Genomic DNA, 16,153 nt, shown 5'->3' with positions numbered 1-16,153 from the left:
GCGCGGCGGGCGCGACATTAGACTCATCTGATCGGCAAGCTCGATCCACGGCAGCAAGCAGCAGGCAGCAAGGAGGCAGGGGTGCAGGAGGTGCCGCGCAACGCGCGTCCGGCCGGGGTGGTGGCGGGCGACGGGAGAGCGTTGCTTTCCCGTATCAGGGGACCGCGCGATCTGGACCGACTGAGCCCGGAGCAGCTCGAGCGGCTGGCGGGGGAGATCCGTACCTTCCTCGTCGACGAGGTGTCCAAGACCGGCGGACACCTCGGGCCGAACCTCGGCGTGGTCGAGCTGACCATCGCCCTGCACCGGGTCTTCGACTCCCCGAAGGACAAGGTGCTCTTCGACACCGGGCACCAGTCCTACGTGCACAAGCTGCTCACCGGCCGTCAGGACTTCTCCAAGCTCAAGGCGAAGGGCGGCCTGTCCGGCTACCCCTCCCGCGCCGAGTCCGAGCACGACGTCATCGAGAACAGCCACGCCTCCACGGTCCTGGGCTGGGCCGAGGGCATCGCCAAGGCCAACGAGGTGCTGGGGTCGGACGACCGGGTCGCCGCGGTCATCGGTGACGGCGCGCTGACCGGCGGCATGGCCTGGGAAGCCCTCAACAACATCGCCGCCGCCAAGGACCGTCCGCTCGTCATCGTCGTCAACGACAACGAGCGTTCCTACGCCCCGACCATCGGCGGCCTCGCCAACCACCTGGCGACGCTGCGCACCACCGACGGCTACGAGCGTTTCCTGGCCCGCGGCAAGGACCTGCTGGAGCGCACGCCGGTCGTCGGCAAGCCGCTCTACGAGACCCTGCACGGCGCCAAGAAGGGCCTGAAGGACTTCATCGCCCCGCAGGGCATGTTCGAGGACCTGGGCCTGAAGTACGTCGGCCCGATCGACGGCCACGACCTGGAGGCGCTGGAATCCGCCCTGACGCGCGCCAAGCGCTTCGGCGGTCCGGTCATCGTCCACTGCCTCACCGAGAAGGGCCGTGGCTACCAGCCCGCCCTCCAGGACGAGGCGGACCGTTTCCACGCCGTCGGCAAAATCCACCCCGACACCGGCCTGCCCCTCTCCTCGGGCGGCAAGGACTGGACGTCCGTCTTCGGCGACGAGATGGTCGAACTCGGCAAGGAGCGCAAGGACATCGTCGCCATCACGGCGGCCATGCTCCAGCCCGTCGGACTGGACAAGTTCGCCAAGGCCTTCCCCGACCGGGTCTACGACGTCGGCATCGCCGAGCAGCACGGCGCGGTTTCCGCGGCCGGCATGGCCACCGGCGGCCTGCACCCGGTCTTCGCCGTCTACGCCACCTTCCTCAACCGCGCCTTCGACCAGGTGCTGATGGATGTGGCGCTGCACAAGTGCGGCGTCACCTTCGTCCTGGACCGGGCCGGTGTCACCGGCACCGACGGCGCCTCCCACAACGGCATGTGGGACATGTCGATCCTCCAGGTCGTCCCCGGCCTGCGGATCGCCGCGCCGCGCGACGCCGACCAGGTACGCGCCCAGCTGCGCGAGGCCGTCGAGGTCGATGACGCGCCCACCGTGGTGCGCTACTCCAAGGGCGCGGTCGGCCCGGCCGTCGAGGCGATCGGCCGGGTGGGCGGCATGGACGTGCTGCGCGAGCCCGCCGAGAGCGTCAAGCGCCCGGACGTCCTGCTGGTCTCCGTGGGCGCGCTCGCCCCGATGTGCCTGGAGGTCGCCGACCTGCTCGACAAGCAGGGCATCTCCACCACGGTCGTCGACCCGCGCTGGGTCAAGCCGGTCGACGAGGCGCTGCCGGGTCTCGCCGCGGGGCACCGGGTCGTGGTCACCGTCGAGGACAACGTCCGTTCCGGCGGCGTCGGTTCGGCTGTCGCGCAGGCCCTGCGGGACGCCGGGGTGGACCTGCCGCTGCGTGACTTCGGCATCCCCGAGCGGTTCCTCGACCACGCCTCCCGCAAGGAGGTCATGGCGGAGATCGGGCTCACCGCACCGGACATCGCCCGCCAGGTGACCGGCCTGGTCTCCAAGATCGACGGTCGCTACGACACCGAGTCCGCCGGCACCGACTCCGCCCGCACCAAGGGCACGGCCGAGCCGGCCGAGGTCGCCCGCGACTGACGCGCCAGACGGCACCGATGGGCCGGCCGGTCATCCGTACGGATGTTCCGCCCGGCCCATCGGCATGGACGCGGCCACACCCCATCGGGTGAATCCCCGCCGTCCGGAGGCCCGCCGGAGCTGACTGTTTCCCGTCATTGCGGAGACTCGGTCAGTTCACGAGAGTTGCGAGGGCCGTCCAGGCGGAGGTTCGCCCATGAGCACACAGCACGACGCACCACATGATTCACGCCGCAATCGCGGCATGTTCCGGACGAAGACTGTGGAGCAGTCGATCCTGGACACCGAGGAGCCGGAGCACGCGCTCAAAAAGTCCCTGTCGGCCCTTGATCTGACCGTCTTCGGCGTCGGTGTCGTCATCGGCACCGGCATCTTCGTTCTCACCGGGAAGATCGCCAAGGAACAGGCCGGGCCTGCCGTGGCGGTGTCCTTCATCGTCGCGGGCGTGGTCTGTGCGCTGGCGGCGCTGTGTTACGCGGAGTTCGCCTCCACCGTGCCGGTCGCCGGCTCGGCCTACACCTTCTCGTACGCCTCGCTCGGCGAGCTGCCGGCCTGGATCATCGGCTGGGACCTGATCCTGGAACTCGCCCTGGGCTGTGCGGTGGTCGCCGTCGGCTGGTCCGGCTATGTGCGCTCCCTGCTGGATACCGCCGGGCTGCACCTGCCCGCCGGGCTCTCCGGCACCCACGAGGGGCACTTCGGCTTCGATCTGCTCGCCACCATCCTGGTGTTGGTGCTGACCGGCATCCTGGTGCTGGGGATGAAGCTGTCCTCCCGGGTGACGGCAGTGGTCGTCGGGATCAAGGTCACCGTCGTCCTGCTGGTCATCGTCGCCGGAGCCTTCCTCATCGACGGCGCCCACTACGAGCCGTTCATCCCGCCCAGCAAGCCCAGCGAGGCCGGCGGCGGACTGGCCGCACCGCTGGCGGAGCTGATCTTTGGCTTCACCCCGTCCAGCTTCGGTGTCATGGGCATCTTCGCCGCGGCGGCCGTGGTCTTCTTCGCCTTCATCGGCTTCGACATCGTGGCCACCGCCGCCGAGGAGACCCGCAACCCGCAGCGCGACGTCCCCCGCGGCATCCTCGGCTCACTGGCCATCTGCACGGTCCTCTACGTGGCCGTGTCGGTCGTCGTCACCGGTATGGAGAAGTACAGCAAGCTCTCCACCGACGCCCCGCTCGCCGACGCCTTCAAGGACCTCGGACACCCCTTCTTCGCCGACCTGATCAGCTTCGGCGCCGCCGTCGGCCTGACCTCGGTCTGCATGATCCTGCTGCTCGGCCAGAGCCGGGTGTTCTTCGCGATGAGCCGGGACGGGCTGCTGCCGCGGGTCTTCTCCCGGTCCCACCCCCGCTACGGGACGCCCTACCGGTCCACCCTCGTGCTGGGTGCCGTCGTCGCCCTCGTCTCCGGCTTCACCTCGATCGACGAACTCGCCGAACTGGTCAACATCGGCACCCTCTTCGCGTTCGTGGTGGTCGCCGTCGGTGTCGTCCTGCTCCGCCGTTCCCGTCCCGACCTGCCCCGCTCCTTCCGTACCCCGTGGGTGCCGGTGGTGCCGATGCTGTCGGTGGCCGCGTCGCTGTGGCTGATGCTCAATCTGCCCGCCGAGACCTGGGTCCGGTTCGCGCTCTGGATGGTCGTCGGGTTCGGCGTCTACTTCCTGTACGGGCGCTCGCACAGCCGCCTGGGTATCCGCGGGCGGCAGACGGGACAGAGCTGACACCCGGCGGCATCGGAAGGGCTGATACCCGGCTCTGCACCCCAAGGGCTGGGGCCCGGCCGCAGAACCGGCCCCGGCAGACCCGTATGCCGCTCGTCGCGGTGTACGGGCCGTTCCTTGTCCGCTCCTTGTCCGCGGGGGCGCGGCGACGCATAGGGGCAGGCGGGACGGTGACGACAGCCCCTACGCGTCGCCCCGCCCCCGCACGGCCCGCGGGCCCGTCACCCGGGCCCCCAGCGCCAGGACGCGAGTGCGCAGCTCGCGGTCCGCGGTGACCACCAGGCAGTCCCGGTCGCCGCGCTCCTCCGCCACCAGTTGCACGATCCGGTCGTCGCCGCTGCCGCTCGCCGCCACCACCCGCACACCCTCGGCGGACTCGACGCCGCGCGCCGCGCCCTCCACGACCAGGACCAGCTCCACGGGAGGCGCCATCAGCCCCGGCAGCCCCGTGCCGGCGTACCCGGACAGCGCGTCGCGCAGCCGTTCCGCCGCGCCGTGCCGGTCGCGCCACCAGCCGTCCGGCACCGAGCCGACCACATTCGCGGCATCGACAATGAGCAGGGAATCCATACCGCCACCCTCCCATGTCACGGTGGCGCCGTCCGGACCGTCATGTCGTCCGGACCGTCATGCCCGCCTGACCGTCATGCCCTCCAGGCCGTCCGCGGCGCCCGACCACCCGGGCGGACGCTGCCCGCACACGACAGCGCGGGCCGGCTCCGCCGAGCCGGCCCGCGCCATGGTGATCAGTGCGTCCTTACGCGGGAACGCTCGCGATGCCGGGGGCCAGGAACTTCTTGCCCCGCACCCGCTCGGAGACGCCCGCGCGGTCCAGGTACGGCGTGATGCCGCCCAGGTGGAAGGGCCAGCCGGCGCCGGTGATCAGGCACAGGTCGATGTCCTGCGCCTCGGCGACCACGCCCTCGTCCAGCATCAGGCCGATCTCCTGTGCCACCGCGTCCAGGACGCGGTCGCGGACCTGCTCCTCGGTCAGCACCGAGTCGCCCTGCTTGAGGAGGGCGGCGACCTCGGGGTCCAGCTCCGGCTTGCCGGAGTCGTAGACGTAGAAGCCGCGCTTGCCGGCCTCGACGACGGCCTTGAGGTTGGGGGAGACCGTGAAGCGGTCCGGGAAGGAGCGGTTGAGCGTCTCGGAGACGTGCAGACCGATCGCCGGGCCGACCAGCTCCAGCAGCACCAGCGGCGACATCGGCAGACCCAGCGGCTCGATGGCCTTCTCCGCGGTCTCGACCGGGGTGCCCTCGTCGATGACGTTCTGGATCTCGCCCATGAAGCGGGTCAGGATGCGGTTGACCACGAACGCCGGGGCGTCCTTGGTGAGCACCGCGGTCTTCTTCAGCTTCTTGGCGACCGCGAAGGCGGTGGCCAGCGAGGCGTCGTCGGTCTTCTCGCCACGGACGATCTCCAGCAGCGGAAGGATCGCGACCGGGTTGAAGAAGTGGAAGCCGACGACCCGCTCGGGGTGCTTCAGCTTCGAGGCCATCTCGCTGACCGACAGCGAGGAGGTGTTGGTGGCGAGGATGGCGTGCGCCGGGGCGACGGCCTCCACCTCCGCGAACACCGTCTGCTTGACGCCGATCTCCTCGAAGACCGCCTCGATGATGAAGTCGGCGTCGGAGAAGCCCTCGGCCTTGTCGAGCACGCCGGAGACCAGGGCCTTGAGGCGGTTGGCCTTGTCCTGGTTGATCCGGCCCTTGCCGAGCAGCTTGTCGATCTCGGCGTGGACGTAGCCCACACCCTTGTCGACGCGCTCCTGGTCGATGTCGGTCAGCACGACCGGCACCTCCAGGCGGCGCAGGAACAGCAGGGCCAGCTGCGAGGCCATCAGACCGGCGCCGACGACACCGACCTTGCTGATCGGACGCGCCAGGTTCTTGTCCGGCGCACCGGCGGGCCGCTTGGCACGCTTCTGCACCAGGTTGAACGAGTAGATGCCGGCGCGGAGTTCGCCGCCCATGATCAGGTCCGCCAGGGCCTGGTCCTCGGCGTCGAAACCGGCCTGCAGGTCGCCGTCCTTGGCGGCGGCGATGATGTCCAGCGCCCGGTAGGCGGCCGGGGCGGCGCCGTGCACCTTGCCGTCGGCGATGAACTTGCCCTTGGCGACGGCCTGGTCCCAGGCCTCACCGCGGTCGACCTCGGCGCGCTCGACGGCCACGTCGCCCTTGAGGACGTTCGCGGTCCAGATCAGCGACTGCTCCAGGAAGTCCGCGCCCTCGAAGATCGCGTCCGCGATGCCGAGGTCGAAGACCTGCTGGCCCTTGAGCTGCTTGTTCTGGTTGAGCGAGTTCTCGATGATGACCGAGACGGCCTTGTCGGCGCCGATGAGGTTCGGCAGCAGCGCACAGCCGCCCCAGCCGGGGACGAGACCGAGGAAGACCTCGGGCAGCGAGAAGGCCGGGAGGGCCTTGGAGACGGTGCGGTAGGAGCAGTGCAGACCGACCTCGACGCCACCGCCCATCGCGGCACCGTTGTAGTAGGCGAAGGTCGGTACGGCGAGCTTCGCGAGCCGCTTGAAGACCTCGTGGCCGCCCTTGCCGATGGCCAGCGCGTCCTCGTGCCGCTTCAGCAGCTCGACGCCCTTGAGGTCGGCGCCGACGGCGAAGATGAACGGCTTGCCGGTGACGCCGACGCCGACGATGTCGCCGTCCGCGGCCTCCTTCTCGACCTGGTCGATGGCGGCGTTGAGGTTCGCCAGCGAGCCGGGGCCGAAGGTGGTCGGCTTGGTGTGGTCGAAGCCGTTGTCCAGCGTGATCAGCGCGAACCTGCCCGCGCCGTACGGCAGGTCGAGGTGGCGGACGTGCGCCGAGGTGACGACCTCGTCCGGGAACAGCTCGGCCGCACCCTTCAGGAGTTCGGCGGTGGTGGTGGTGCTCACTTGTCGCCTCCGGCGTCCTTGTGGTTCGGGTTCTCCCAGATGACCGTCGCGCCCATGCCGAAGCCGACGCACATGGTGGTCAGGCCGTAGCGGACCTCCGGCTGCTCCTCGAACTGCCGGGCCAGCTGGGTCATCAGCCGGACGCCGGAGGAGGCGAGCGGGTGGCCGAAGGCGATGGCGCCGCCGTACTGGTTGACGCGCGCGTCGTCGTCCGCAATGCCGTAGTGGTCGAGGAAGGCGAGCACCTGCACGGCGAACGCCTCGTTGACCTCGAAGAGGTTGATGTCTTCGATAGAGAGCCCGGCCTTGGCGAGGGCCTTCTCGGTGGCCGGGATCGGGCCGTAGCCCATGACCTCGGGCTCGACGCCCGCGAAGGCGTAGGAGACCAGGCGCATCTTGACCGGGAGGTCGTGCTCCTGGGCGAAGTCCTCGGAGGCGAGGAGGGAGGCGGTGGCGCCGTCGTTGAGACCCGCGGCGTTACCGGCCGTGACGCGGCCGTGGGTACGGAACGGCGTCTTCAGACCGGCCAGGTTCTCCAGGGTCGTCCCCGGACGCATCGGCTCGTCGGCGGTCACCAGGCCCCAGCCGGTCTCGCCGACCTCCGCGTTGGTGTTGCGCACCGAGATCGGCACCAGGTCCTGCTGGATCTTGCCGTTCGCGTACGCCTTCGCCGCCTTCTCCTGCGAGCGCACGGCGTACTCGTCGGCGCGCTGCTTGGTGATCTGCGGGTAGCGGTCGTGAAGGTTCTCCGCGGTCATGCCCATGAACAGCGCGGACTGGTCGACGAGCTTCTCGCTCACGAACCGCGGGTTGGGGTCGACGGCCTCGCCCATGGGGTGGCGCCCCATGTGCTCGACACCGCCGGCGATGACGGCGTCGTACGCACCGAAGGCGATGGAGCCCGCGGTGGCGGTCACGGCGGTCAGCGCACCGGCGCACATGCGGTCGATGGAGTAGCCGGGCACCGACTGCGGCAGGCCGGCGAGGATGCCGGCGGTCCGGCCGAGGGTCAGACCCTGGTCGCCGATCTGGGTGGTGGCGGCGATGGCGACCTCGTCGATCTTCGCGGGGTCCAGGGCCGGGTTGCGGCGCAGCAGCTCCCGGATGGCCTTCACGACGAGATCGTCGGCGCGGGTCTCGTGGTAGATGCCCTTCGGGCCCGCCTTGCCGAACGGGGTGCGGACGCCGTCGACGAAGACGACGTCCCTAGCGGTACGAGGCACGTTGGCTCTCCTCCAGGTGCGGGATGGCACTGCTGCGGGGCGCCCCGGGGGACGCTTCACACCGACATGCTACTTACGGGTAACCAGACTGCACACCCCCACCGCCCGGAGCGGTGAACGTCACACCGGACGAAGGGGGTGTCCGCCGGGTGACGGCATGGCAAGTGGCGGAACGGGGCGACCGAAAACGGCCGAACGCGGTCGGGTCTTGGCGCAATTCATCCCATCACACACCTAAAGTGCCCATATGGAGACGAATATGAGTGGTGTCGTGACCCGGTGCGGGCGCCCGGCGGGGCCGCGCGCGATCGGTCTGGTCTGCGCCGTCGCCGCCGCGGGCGCGCTGCTGTCGGGCTGCGGAAACAGCGACAAGGCCCCCCAGAAGGACGCCGGCCCCCCGCGGGCGGTGCCCGCCTCCGCCCCCGCCTCCCCGAGCAGTTCGCTCAACTCGGACCAGGCCCAGCGGAAGGCCCTGATCCCCAAGGCCAAGATGGGGTACCAGCAGGCCCTGAAGGCGGCCGTGGCGGCCGTCCCCTCCTCGAAGCCGATCGCCGCGGAGCTCAAGGGCTCACCCACCAGCCCCTACTGGAGCACCGCGGTCGCGACGTCCGACGGGACGGTGCACGACGGCCGCGTCGATGCGGTCTCCGGAAAGCTGACGCAGTCGCGCACCGAGTCGGGTAACGCCGAGGACAAGAAGCATCTGGCCGGCCAGCTGTCCAAGGCCAAGGTCACGGCCCAGCAGGCCGCGGAGACGGCCACCGAGAAGACGAAGGGCACCGTCACCACCATCGAACTCGGCAACGCCGAGAACGGGAGCGACGCGGTGGCCTGGACCGTGGGTGTCGTGACCCCCGCCGACTGGAACCAGACGACCTATGGGATCGACGCGACCAACCGCAAGGTCCTGTGGACGCACACCAACAACGGCTAGCGGGAACGGGAATGCGGCGGCACCCTCGGGGATGCCGCCGCATTGTGCGTCGGGTGCCGCGCCGCCCGTGTCAGCCGGCGTCGGTCAGCAGCGCCTCGGTGAGGATCGGTGTGACCTGCTCGATCTGCCAGGGGCGGGCGCCATGGCCCGTCAGCACCTCGGCGACCGACTCCTGGCTCGGCTCGGCCGGCGGCTCCCAGCACAGCCGGCGCACCGTGTCCGGAGTGATCAGGTTCTCCTGCGGGAGGTTCAGCTCCTCGGCGAGCGCGGTGACGGCCGCGCGGGCGGCCGACAGCCGGGCCGCGGCGACCGGGTCCTTGTCGGCCCAGGAACGGGGCGGCGGCGGCCCGTTGAGCGGCTGGCCGGGCTGCGGCAGCTCGTTCTCGGCCAGGGCGCGGGCGCGGTCGACGGCGGCCTGCCACTGCTCCAGCTGCCGGCGGCCCATCCGGTGGCCGAAGCCCGGCAGCGCGGCCAGGGCGTGGCTGTTCGGCGGCAGATTCAGCGCCGCCTCCACGATCGCGGCGTCCCCGAGCACCTTGCCGGGTGACACGTCGCGCCGCTGGGCCACCTGGTCACGGGCCGTCCACAGCTCCCGTACGACCGCCATCTGACGGCGTCGTCTGACCTTGTGCATGCCGGAGGTGCGGCGCCAGGGGTCCTTGCGGGGCGGCGGCGGGGGAGCGGCGGCGATGGCCGCGAACTCCTGCCGGGCCCACTCCAGCTTCCCCTGCTGCTCCAGCTCCTCCTCCAGCGCGTCGCGCAGATCCACCAGCAGCTCGACATCGAGCGCGGCATAGCGCAGCCAGGGCTCGGGCAGCGGGCGGGTGGACCAGTCGACGGCGGAGTGGCCCTTCTCCAGAGCGAAGCCGAGGACGTTCTCGACCATGGCGCCCAGGCCGACCCGGGCGAAGCCGGCCAGCCGTCCGGCCAGCTCGGTGTCGAACAGCCGGGAGGGGACCATCCCTATGTCACGCAGACAGGGCAGGTCCTGGGTGGCTGCGTGCAGCACCCACTCGGCGTCGCCGATCGCCTCCCCCAGCGCCGACAGGTCGGGGCAGCCGACCGGATCGATCAGCGCGCTGCCGGCGCCTTCGCGGCGCAGCTGTACGAGGTAGGCGCGCTGGCCGTAGCGGTAGCCCGAGGCCCGTTCGGCGTCGACGGCCACCGGGCCCGTGCCGGCCGCGAAGGCGGCCACGATCTCTGCGAGCGCCCCGTCGGTGGCGGTCACCGGGGGGATGCCCTCGCGGGGCTCCAGGAGAGGGACCGGCGCCGGTCGGGAATCCGGAGGCGAGTCTCCGGGTGCTCGCAGTGTCATGTCTGCTGCGGTCTTTTGGGCGTCGGTCACCAGTCAAGGGTATCTGTGTATGCACGTCGCCCGTCGAGGGAACGTTCCCTCGACGGGCGAGCAGGGCGGATGAACGGTCAGTGAATGATGCCGGTGCGCAGGGCGACCGCCACCATTCCGGCCCGGTCACCGGTACCGAGCTTGCGGGCGATGCGGGCCAGATGGCTCTTCACGGTCAGCGCCGAGAGCCCCATCGAGACGCCGATGGCCTTGTTGGACTGGCCCTCCGCCACCAGCCGCAACACCTCGACCTCGCGGCCCGACAGCTCGCGGTAGCCGCCGGGGTGGCCGGGGGCGCCCGGCGGGCGGCGCTGCATACGGGCCGCGGTGGCGCCGATGGGCGAGGTGCCCGGACGGCCCGGAAGACCCAGGTTGGTGCGGGTGCCGGTGACGACATAGCCCTTGACGCCGCCGGCCAGGGCGTTGCGCACGGCGCCGATGTCGTCGGCCGCGGACAGCGCGAGGCCGTTGGGCCAGCCCGCCGCCCGGGTCTCGGACAGCAGGGTGAGGCCGGAGCCGTCGGGAAGGTGGACGTCGGCAACGCAGATGTCGCGCGGGTTGCCGACGCGGGGACGGGCCTCCGCGATGGACGACGCCTCGATCACGTCACGCACTCCGAGGGCCCACAGGTGGCGGGTGACGGTGGAGCGGACGCGAGGGTCGGCCACGACGACCATGGCCGTCGGCTTGTTCGGGCGGTAGGCGACCAGGCTCGAAGGTTGCTCGAGGAGAACAGACACCGGGCCTCCTGGGGGGAGTGGCGAGGGACGGAAGCCGGCTGGGGGAAGCCGGAAGAATCCGTGTTTGAAGGGTCACTGACCTCTTCGGCAGCAATCCGGCGGGACTTTAGACTTTGATCACGATTTAGTTAGGGGCAATTCGGGCAAATCGGATGGGTGATCGATCAGAGGTGGGCACCGGGTGTGCACCAAGATGATCAAAGCCGTACGCAATCCCGTCCGGATTCCCGCAAGAGGCGACGTCGCGGTGATCACGGCGCCGGCCGACGCGGGCGCACCACCGGACCGGCTCCGCGCACATGTGCTCACCCACGTGCTCACGCAGGTGCTCATTGGAGGCCGGGAAAGCAGGTGCTCATCGAGGCCGGGAAACGGGGGAAAGGCAGCTCAGCGGGGCTGTGCACCGCGGCGCTTGGGCAGCGGGACGATCCCGCCGCGCGGCGTCATATCGGGCGTGGCCGGCGGCAGGCCCGCTACCTGGCAGAGCAGATCGCACCACGCCGACAGATGCACCGCCAGCTCCGGCACCCCGCCAGGGCCCTCGGCCGGTGTCCATGACGCCCGGATCTCGATCTGCGTGGCGGGCTCGCGCGCCGCGAGGCCGCCGAAGTAGTGCGAGCCGGCTCGGGTCACCGTGCCACTGGGTGCGCCGTAGCGCACCCCGCGCGCATCCAGCGCACCGGTGAGCCAGGACCAGGACACCTCCGGCAGCAGCGGATCGGCGCCCATCTCCGGCTCCAGCTCCGCACGCGCCAGCGTCACCACCCGGAAGGTGCCCTGCCAGGTGTCGTCACCGGCCGGGTTGTGCAGCACCACCAGCCGGCCGTCCGCCAGATCCTTGTCCTCGCCGCCCGGACCCGAGCCGCGTTCGACGACCGCCGCCTCCAGCGCGTACGCATACGGGGCGAGCCGTTTGGGGGCGGGCGTCGGATCGATCTCGATCTCCGGCCGCAGTCGTGCCGCGCGGAGCGCTTCGACCGCCTGACGGAAGGGGATCGGGGCCTCGTCCGCGCCGTCCGCGAGGTGTTCGTGAGCCGCAGCCATGCCCGGAAGATTAGGCGGAACCGGGCCCGCATACGGGGAGGACACCCGGTGCGCGCGTCGCCCATTCGGAGGCGCCTTCGGGCGCATGTGGAGATATCGGCCACCTGGCCCGTTGGGCGTGCGGCCCGGCGTGCGAAGATTTGGGACGTGAGCGCCAACGAATGCCCCACGGGCCAGCAGCAGACCGGTACACACGACTCGGCTTTCCTCAAGGCGTGCCGGCGTGAGCCGGTGCCGCACACCCCGGTGTGGTTCATGCGCCAGGCCGGGCGCTCACTGCCCGAGTACCGCAAGGTCCGCGAGGGCATCGCGATGCTCGACTCCTGCATGCGGCCCGATCTCGTCACCGAGATCACCCTGCAGCCCGTGCGCCGCCACGGCGTCGACGCCGCCATCTACTTCAGCGACATCGTGGTCCCCCTCAAGGCCATCGGCATCGACCTCGACATCAAGCCCGGCGTCGGCCCGGTCGTCGAGAACCCGATCCGCACCCGCGCCGACCTGGCGCAGCTGCGCACCCTGGAGCCCGGTGACGTCTCGTACGTCACCGAGGCCATCGGCATGCTCGTCCGCGAGCTGGGCACCACGCCCCTGATCGGCTTCGCCGGTGCGCCCTTCACGCTCGCCAGCTACCTCGTCGAGGGCGGCCCGTCCCGCAACCACGAGCGCACCAAGGCCCTGATGTACGGCGACCCGCAGCTGTGGGCCGACCTCCTGGACCGGCTCGCCGACATCACCGCGGCCTTCCTCAAGGTCCAGATCGAGGCCGGGGCGAGCGCCGTCCAGCTCTTCGACTCCTGGGTCGGCGCGCTCTCGCCGGCCGACTACCGCCGCTCGGTGATGCCCGCCTCCGCCAAGGTCTTCCGGGCGGTCGAGGGCCTGGGCGTCCCGCGGATCCACTTCGGCGTCGGCACCGGCGAACTCCTCGGCCTGATGGGCGAGGCGGGCGCGGATGTCGTCGGCGCCGACTGGCGGGTCCCGATGGACGAGGCGGCCCGCCGGGTCGGTCCCGGCAAGGCGCTGCAGGGCAACATCGACCCGGCCGTGCTCTTCGCGCCCCGCGAGGCCGTCGAGACCAAGGCCCGCGAGGTGCTGGACGCGGCCGCCGGGCTGGAGGGCCACATCTTCAACCTCGGCCACGGTGTCCTGCCCTCCACCGACCCGGACGCACTGACCCGCCTCGTCGAGTACGTCCACACGCAGACGGCGCGCTGAGCCGAGCGCGGCGGACGGCGACGGATCCGGGGCCGGCGGGCCGGCGCCCGCGGTGTGTCAGGCCCCGGCCTCCCGTACGGCACCGACGGCCTTGCGGGCCGCCACCAGGACGGGGTCCCAGACCGGCGAGAACGGCGGGGCGTAGCCGAGGTCGAGCATGATCATCTGCTCCACCGTCATCCCGGCCGTCAGCGCGACCGCCGCGATGTCCACCCGCTTGCCGGCGCCCTCGCGGCCGACGATCTGCACCCCCAGCAGCCGGCCCGTACGGCGCTCGGCGAGCATCTTGACGTGCATCGGGCGGGCGCCGGGGTAGTAGCCGGCGCGGTTGCCGGCCTCGACGGTCACCGTGACGAAGCGCAGTCCGGCGGCCCGCGCCTCGCGCTCCAGCAGCCCCGTCCGGGCGATCTCCAGATCGCAGACCTTGCTGACGGCCGTGCCGACGACACCGGGGAAGGTCGCATAGCCGCCGCCCGCATTGGTGCCGATGACCTGCCCGTGCTTGTTGGCGTGGGTGCCCAGCGGGATATGGCGCAGCTGCCCGGAGACCAGGTCAAGGACCTCGACGCAGTCGCCGCCCGCCCAGATGCGGTCGTGGCCGCGCACCCGCATGGCGAGGTCGGTGAGCAGCCCGCCGGACGCGCCCAGCGGCAGACCGGCCGCGGCGGCGAGCGTGGTCTCGGGGCGCACGCCCAGGCCCAGCACGACCACATCTGCCGGGTACTCGGCGTCCTCGGTGGTGACCGCGCGGACCCGGCCGCCCCCGGGGGTGCTCCCCTCGTCGGTCAGCACACCGGTGACGGTCGCCCCGCGCACGGTCTCGATGCCCAGCGCGCACATCGCCTCGTGGACCAGCGCGCCCATGTCCGGGTCGAGGGTGGACATCGGCTGTGTGCTCTGCTCCAGGACGGTGACCTGGTAGCCGCGGTGGATCAGGGCCTCGGCCATCTCGACACCGATGTAGCCGGCGCCGACGACGACCGCCCGTCGGCCCGGGGAGGCGTCGAGGCTGTCCAGCAGGGCCCTGCCGTCGTCCAGCGTCTGCACCCCGTGCACGCCGGGTGCGTCGATCCCCGGCAGACCGGGCCGGCGCGGGCGCGCACCGGTCGCCAGCACCAGCTTGTCGAAGCCGGTCCAGGACTCCCGGCCGCCGTCGTCCAGCTCCCGGGTACGTACCCGGCCCCGGTCCAGGTCGAGTTCGGTGACCTCGCAGCGCATCCGCAGATCGATGTCCCGGGCGCGGTGTTCCTCCGCCGTGCGGGCGATCAGCGCGTCCGGGCCGTCGACCTCGCCGCCCACCCAGTACGGGATACCGCAGGCGGAGTACGAGGTGTAGTGGCCGCGCTCGAACGCGGTGATCGCCAGCTCGGCCGGCTTCCGCAGCCGGCGTGCCTGCGAGGCGGCGGCCATCCCCGCCGCATCGCCGCCGACAATGACCAGGTGCTCCGCCGCCATGCCCTGTGCCCCTTCGCCGAGTGCCGGCACCGCCGCGCCGTATGCGCAGGGTGCCGCTCGCTTCCGCCGGCCAGATTACGGGCCGGACCGCGCCGCGGTGCTCAGCGCTCCAGGACCAGCGCGAGCCCCTGCCCCACGCCGATGCACAGCGCGGCGAGCCCGGTACCCGAACCCAGCGCGGCGAGCTGGTGGGCCACCGCCCCCGCGAGACGGGCACCGGAGGCCCCCAGCGGGTGGCCGATGGCGATGGCGCCGCCGCGCGGATTGACCACGGCGGGGTCCAGGTCGGGCCACTGCCCGAGGCAGCCCAACGCCTGGGCCGCGAAAGCCTCGTTGAGCTCGAACGTCGCCACCTCGGCGAAGCCGCGCCCGGACCGCTCCAGGGCCCGCCGCACCGCCTCCACCGGCCCCAGGCCGAACAGCTGAGGCTCGATACCGGTCACCGCGCTCGCACGGATACGGGCCAGTGGTTCGCGGCCGGTGGCCCGCAGGCCCTCCTCGTCCACCAGCAGCAGGGCCGCCGCACCGTCGTTGAGCGGCGAGGAGTTCCCGGCGGTGACCGTGCCCCCGGCCGTGCGGAACACCGGCTTCAGCTTGGACAGCGACTCCAGGGACGACGCCTCCCGGATCGCCTCGTCCCGCGGCAGGTCCACCTCCGGCAGTGGCACCACCTCGCCGTCGTAGGCGCCCTCCCGCCAGGCGCGGACCGCCTTTTGATGGCTGGCCAGCGCGAAGACGTCCTGCTGCTCGCGGGTGATGCCGTGCCGGTCGGCGATCAGCTCGGCGCCCTCGCCCAGCGCCACCGTCCACTCGGGGGCCATCCGCGGATTGACCATCCGCCAGCCCAGCGTCGAGGAGAACATCTCCTGATGGCCCGCGGGGAAGGCGCGTTCGGGCTTGCGCAGCACATAGGGCGCCCGGCTCATCGACTCCACACCGCCCGCCACCGCGATATGCGCATCGCCGTGCGCAATGGCCCGCGCCGCCTGGATGACCGCCTCCAGACCGGACCCGCACAGCCGGTTCACGGTCACGCCGGGGACGGTCACCGGCAGCCCGGCCAGCAGCACCGCCATCCGCGCCACATTGCGGTTGTCCTCGCCCGCGCCGTTCGCGTCGCCGAAACAGACGTCGTCGATCCGCGCCGGGTCGAGGTCCGGTGTGCGGTCCACCAGCGCCCGCACCACATGGGCGGCGAGATCGTCCGGCCGGACCGCGGCCAGCGCGCCGCCGTACTTGCCGACGGGGGTCCGTACGGCATCGACGATGTACACATCCCGTACGCGTGGGTCGGTCATCAGGCCCTGTCCTCGCTGTCCCGGCTCGACGGTCGGCGGACGGTACGAAGATCGCCGGCCGCCGCCCCCGAGTCTTTGCCCGCCGCTGCCCGCTGTCAACGGGGCTCCCGGACACCGTGACCGCCCGTCTGCCGCTCCGCTTGCCCGCCCGCCGCGGACGGTGCGCGCGGCTTCTCATCCGGCCCC

Annotated in this window: 12 protein-coding genes; 4 read left to right on the top strand and 8 right to left on the bottom strand. The window is 71.5% G+C overall.

Annotation, left to right across the window (positions count from 1 at the left end):
* Positions 1-81 precede the first annotated feature (81 nt).
* Both dxs and D9V36_RS11610 read left to right on the top strand, forming a co-directional pair.
* Positions 82-2,097: a 1-deoxy-D-xylulose-5-phosphate synthase gene (dxs, locus tag D9V36_RS11615; RefSeq protein ID WP_129293704.1), complete on the top strand. Its 2,016-nt coding sequence runs from the start codon at positions 82-84 to the stop codon at positions 2,095-2,097.
* A gap of 244 nt (positions 2,098-2,341) precedes the next feature.
* A complete protein-coding gene (locus tag D9V36_RS11610; RefSeq protein WP_129293703.1) occupies positions 2,342-3,820 on the top strand; it encodes an amino acid permease in 1,479 nt (492 codons plus the stop codon).
* Between the two features lie 183 nt (positions 3,821-4,003).
* Here D9V36_RS11610 and D9V36_RS11605 read toward each other — a convergent pair whose 3' ends face one another.
* The 3 genes from D9V36_RS11605 to D9V36_RS11595 form a co-directional block, all read right to left on the bottom strand.
* The gene (locus tag D9V36_RS11605) at positions 4,004-4,390 is read right to left on the bottom strand and encodes an NTP pyrophosphohydrolase (RefSeq protein WP_129293702.1); all 387 of its coding nucleotides are present in this window, start codon (positions 4,388-4,390) and stop codon (positions 4,004-4,006) included.
* A gap of 187 nt (positions 4,391-4,577) precedes the next feature.
* Positions 4,578-6,713, bottom strand: a complete 2,136-nt coding sequence (locus tag D9V36_RS11600) for a 3-hydroxyacyl-CoA dehydrogenase NAD-binding domain-containing protein (protein ID WP_129293701.1) — start codon at positions 6,711-6,713, stop codon at positions 4,578-4,580.
* The gene (locus D9V36_RS11595; RefSeq protein WP_129293700.1) at positions 6,710-7,936 is read right to left on the bottom strand and encodes a thiolase family protein; all 1,227 of its coding nucleotides are present in this window, start codon (positions 7,934-7,936) and stop codon (positions 6,710-6,712) included. The genes D9V36_RS11600 and D9V36_RS11595 overlap by 4 nt, the downstream gene beginning before the upstream one ends.
* Positions 7,937-8,195: 259 nt before the next feature.
* On the opposite strand from D9V36_RS11595, the gene D9V36_RS11590 reads away from it, so the two are divergent.
* Entirely contained in the window at positions 8,196-8,870 is a 675-nt protein-coding gene (locus tag D9V36_RS11590; protein WP_241720834.1) for a PepSY domain-containing protein, read from the top strand.
* Positions 8,871-8,940: 70 nt separating this feature from the next.
* On the opposite strand, the gene D9V36_RS11585 is transcribed toward D9V36_RS11590, so the two are convergent.
* From D9V36_RS11585 to D9V36_RS11575, 3 genes are all read right to left on the bottom strand, one after another.
* Positions 8,941-10,215 (bottom strand): ribonuclease D, encoded by a 1,275-nt coding sequence (locus tag D9V36_RS11585; protein ID WP_129293699.1) that lies wholly within the window; start codon positions 10,213-10,215, stop codon positions 8,941-8,943.
* Positions 10,216-10,292: 77 nt separating this feature from the next.
* Positions 10,293-10,955: a response regulator transcription factor gene (locus D9V36_RS11580; RefSeq protein ID WP_088800537.1), complete on the bottom strand. Its 663-nt coding sequence runs from the start codon at positions 10,953-10,955 to the stop codon at positions 10,293-10,295.
* A 387-nt stretch (positions 10,956-11,342) separates the two neighbouring features.
* Positions 11,343-11,999 carry a DUF3000 domain-containing protein gene (locus tag D9V36_RS11575; RefSeq protein ID WP_129293698.1) on the bottom strand — a complete coding sequence of 219 codons (657 nt, stop codon included), beginning with the start codon at positions 11,997-11,999 and terminating at the stop codon, positions 11,343-11,345.
* Between the two features lie 147 nt (positions 12,000-12,146).
* Between D9V36_RS11575 and hemE the strand changes: the two genes are divergently transcribed.
* Positions 12,147-13,214 carry a uroporphyrinogen decarboxylase gene (gene hemE / locus D9V36_RS11570; protein ID WP_129293697.1) on the top strand — a complete coding sequence of 356 codons (1,068 nt, stop codon included), beginning with the start codon at positions 12,147-12,149 and terminating at the stop codon, positions 13,212-13,214.
* Between the two features lie 57 nt (positions 13,215-13,271).
* Here the strand turns inward: hemE and D9V36_RS11565 are convergent, their stop codons facing one another.
* Together D9V36_RS11565 and D9V36_RS11560 are read right to left on the bottom strand one after the other, a co-directional pair.
* Entirely contained in the window at positions 13,272-14,669 is a 1,398-nt protein-coding gene (locus D9V36_RS11565) for an FAD-dependent oxidoreductase (RefSeq protein ID WP_129293696.1), read from the bottom strand.
* A 101-nt stretch (positions 14,670-14,770) separates the two neighbouring features.
* A complete protein-coding gene (locus tag D9V36_RS11560) occupies positions 14,771-15,967 on the bottom strand; it encodes a thiolase family protein (protein ID WP_129293695.1) in 1,197 nt (398 codons plus the stop codon).
* Between the last annotated feature and the right edge of the window lie 186 nt (positions 15,968-16,153).

Origin of the sequence: Streptomyces lydicus (genome assembly GCF_004125265.1) — a bacterium.
GTDB classification, from domain to species: Bacteria; Actinomycetota; Actinomycetes; order Streptomycetales; family Streptomycetaceae; genus Streptomyces; species Streptomyces lydicus_C.
The sequence above is the reverse complement of the archived record's forward strand: the minus strand, read 5'-3'. Positions and strand labels throughout refer to the sequence as shown.

Excerpts from the sequence above, each read along its gene's own strand:
- D9V36_RS11610 (WP_129293703.1), top strand. The coding sequence starts at position 2,342 with ATGTTCCGGACGAAGACTGTGGAGCAGTCGATCCTGGACACCGAGGAG.
- D9V36_RS11605 (WP_129293702.1), bottom strand. The coding sequence starts at position 4,390 with ATGGATTCCCTGCTCATTGTCGATGCCGCGAATGTGGTCGGCTCGGTG.
- D9V36_RS11590 (WP_241720834.1), top strand. The coding sequence starts at position 8,196 with ATGAGTGGTGTCGTGACCCGGTGCGGGCGCCCGGCGGGGCCGCGCGCG.
- D9V36_RS11575 (WP_129293698.1), bottom strand. The coding sequence starts at position 11,999 with ATGGCTGCGGCTCACGAACACCTCGCGGACGGCGCGGACGAGGCCCCG.
- D9V36_RS11565 (WP_129293696.1), bottom strand. The coding sequence starts at position 14,669 with ATGGCGGCGGAGCACCTGGTCATTGTCGGCGGCGATGCGGCGGGGATG.
- D9V36_RS11560 (WP_129293695.1), bottom strand. The coding sequence starts at position 15,967 with ATGACCGACCCACGCGTACGGGATGTGTACATCGTCGATGCCGTACGG.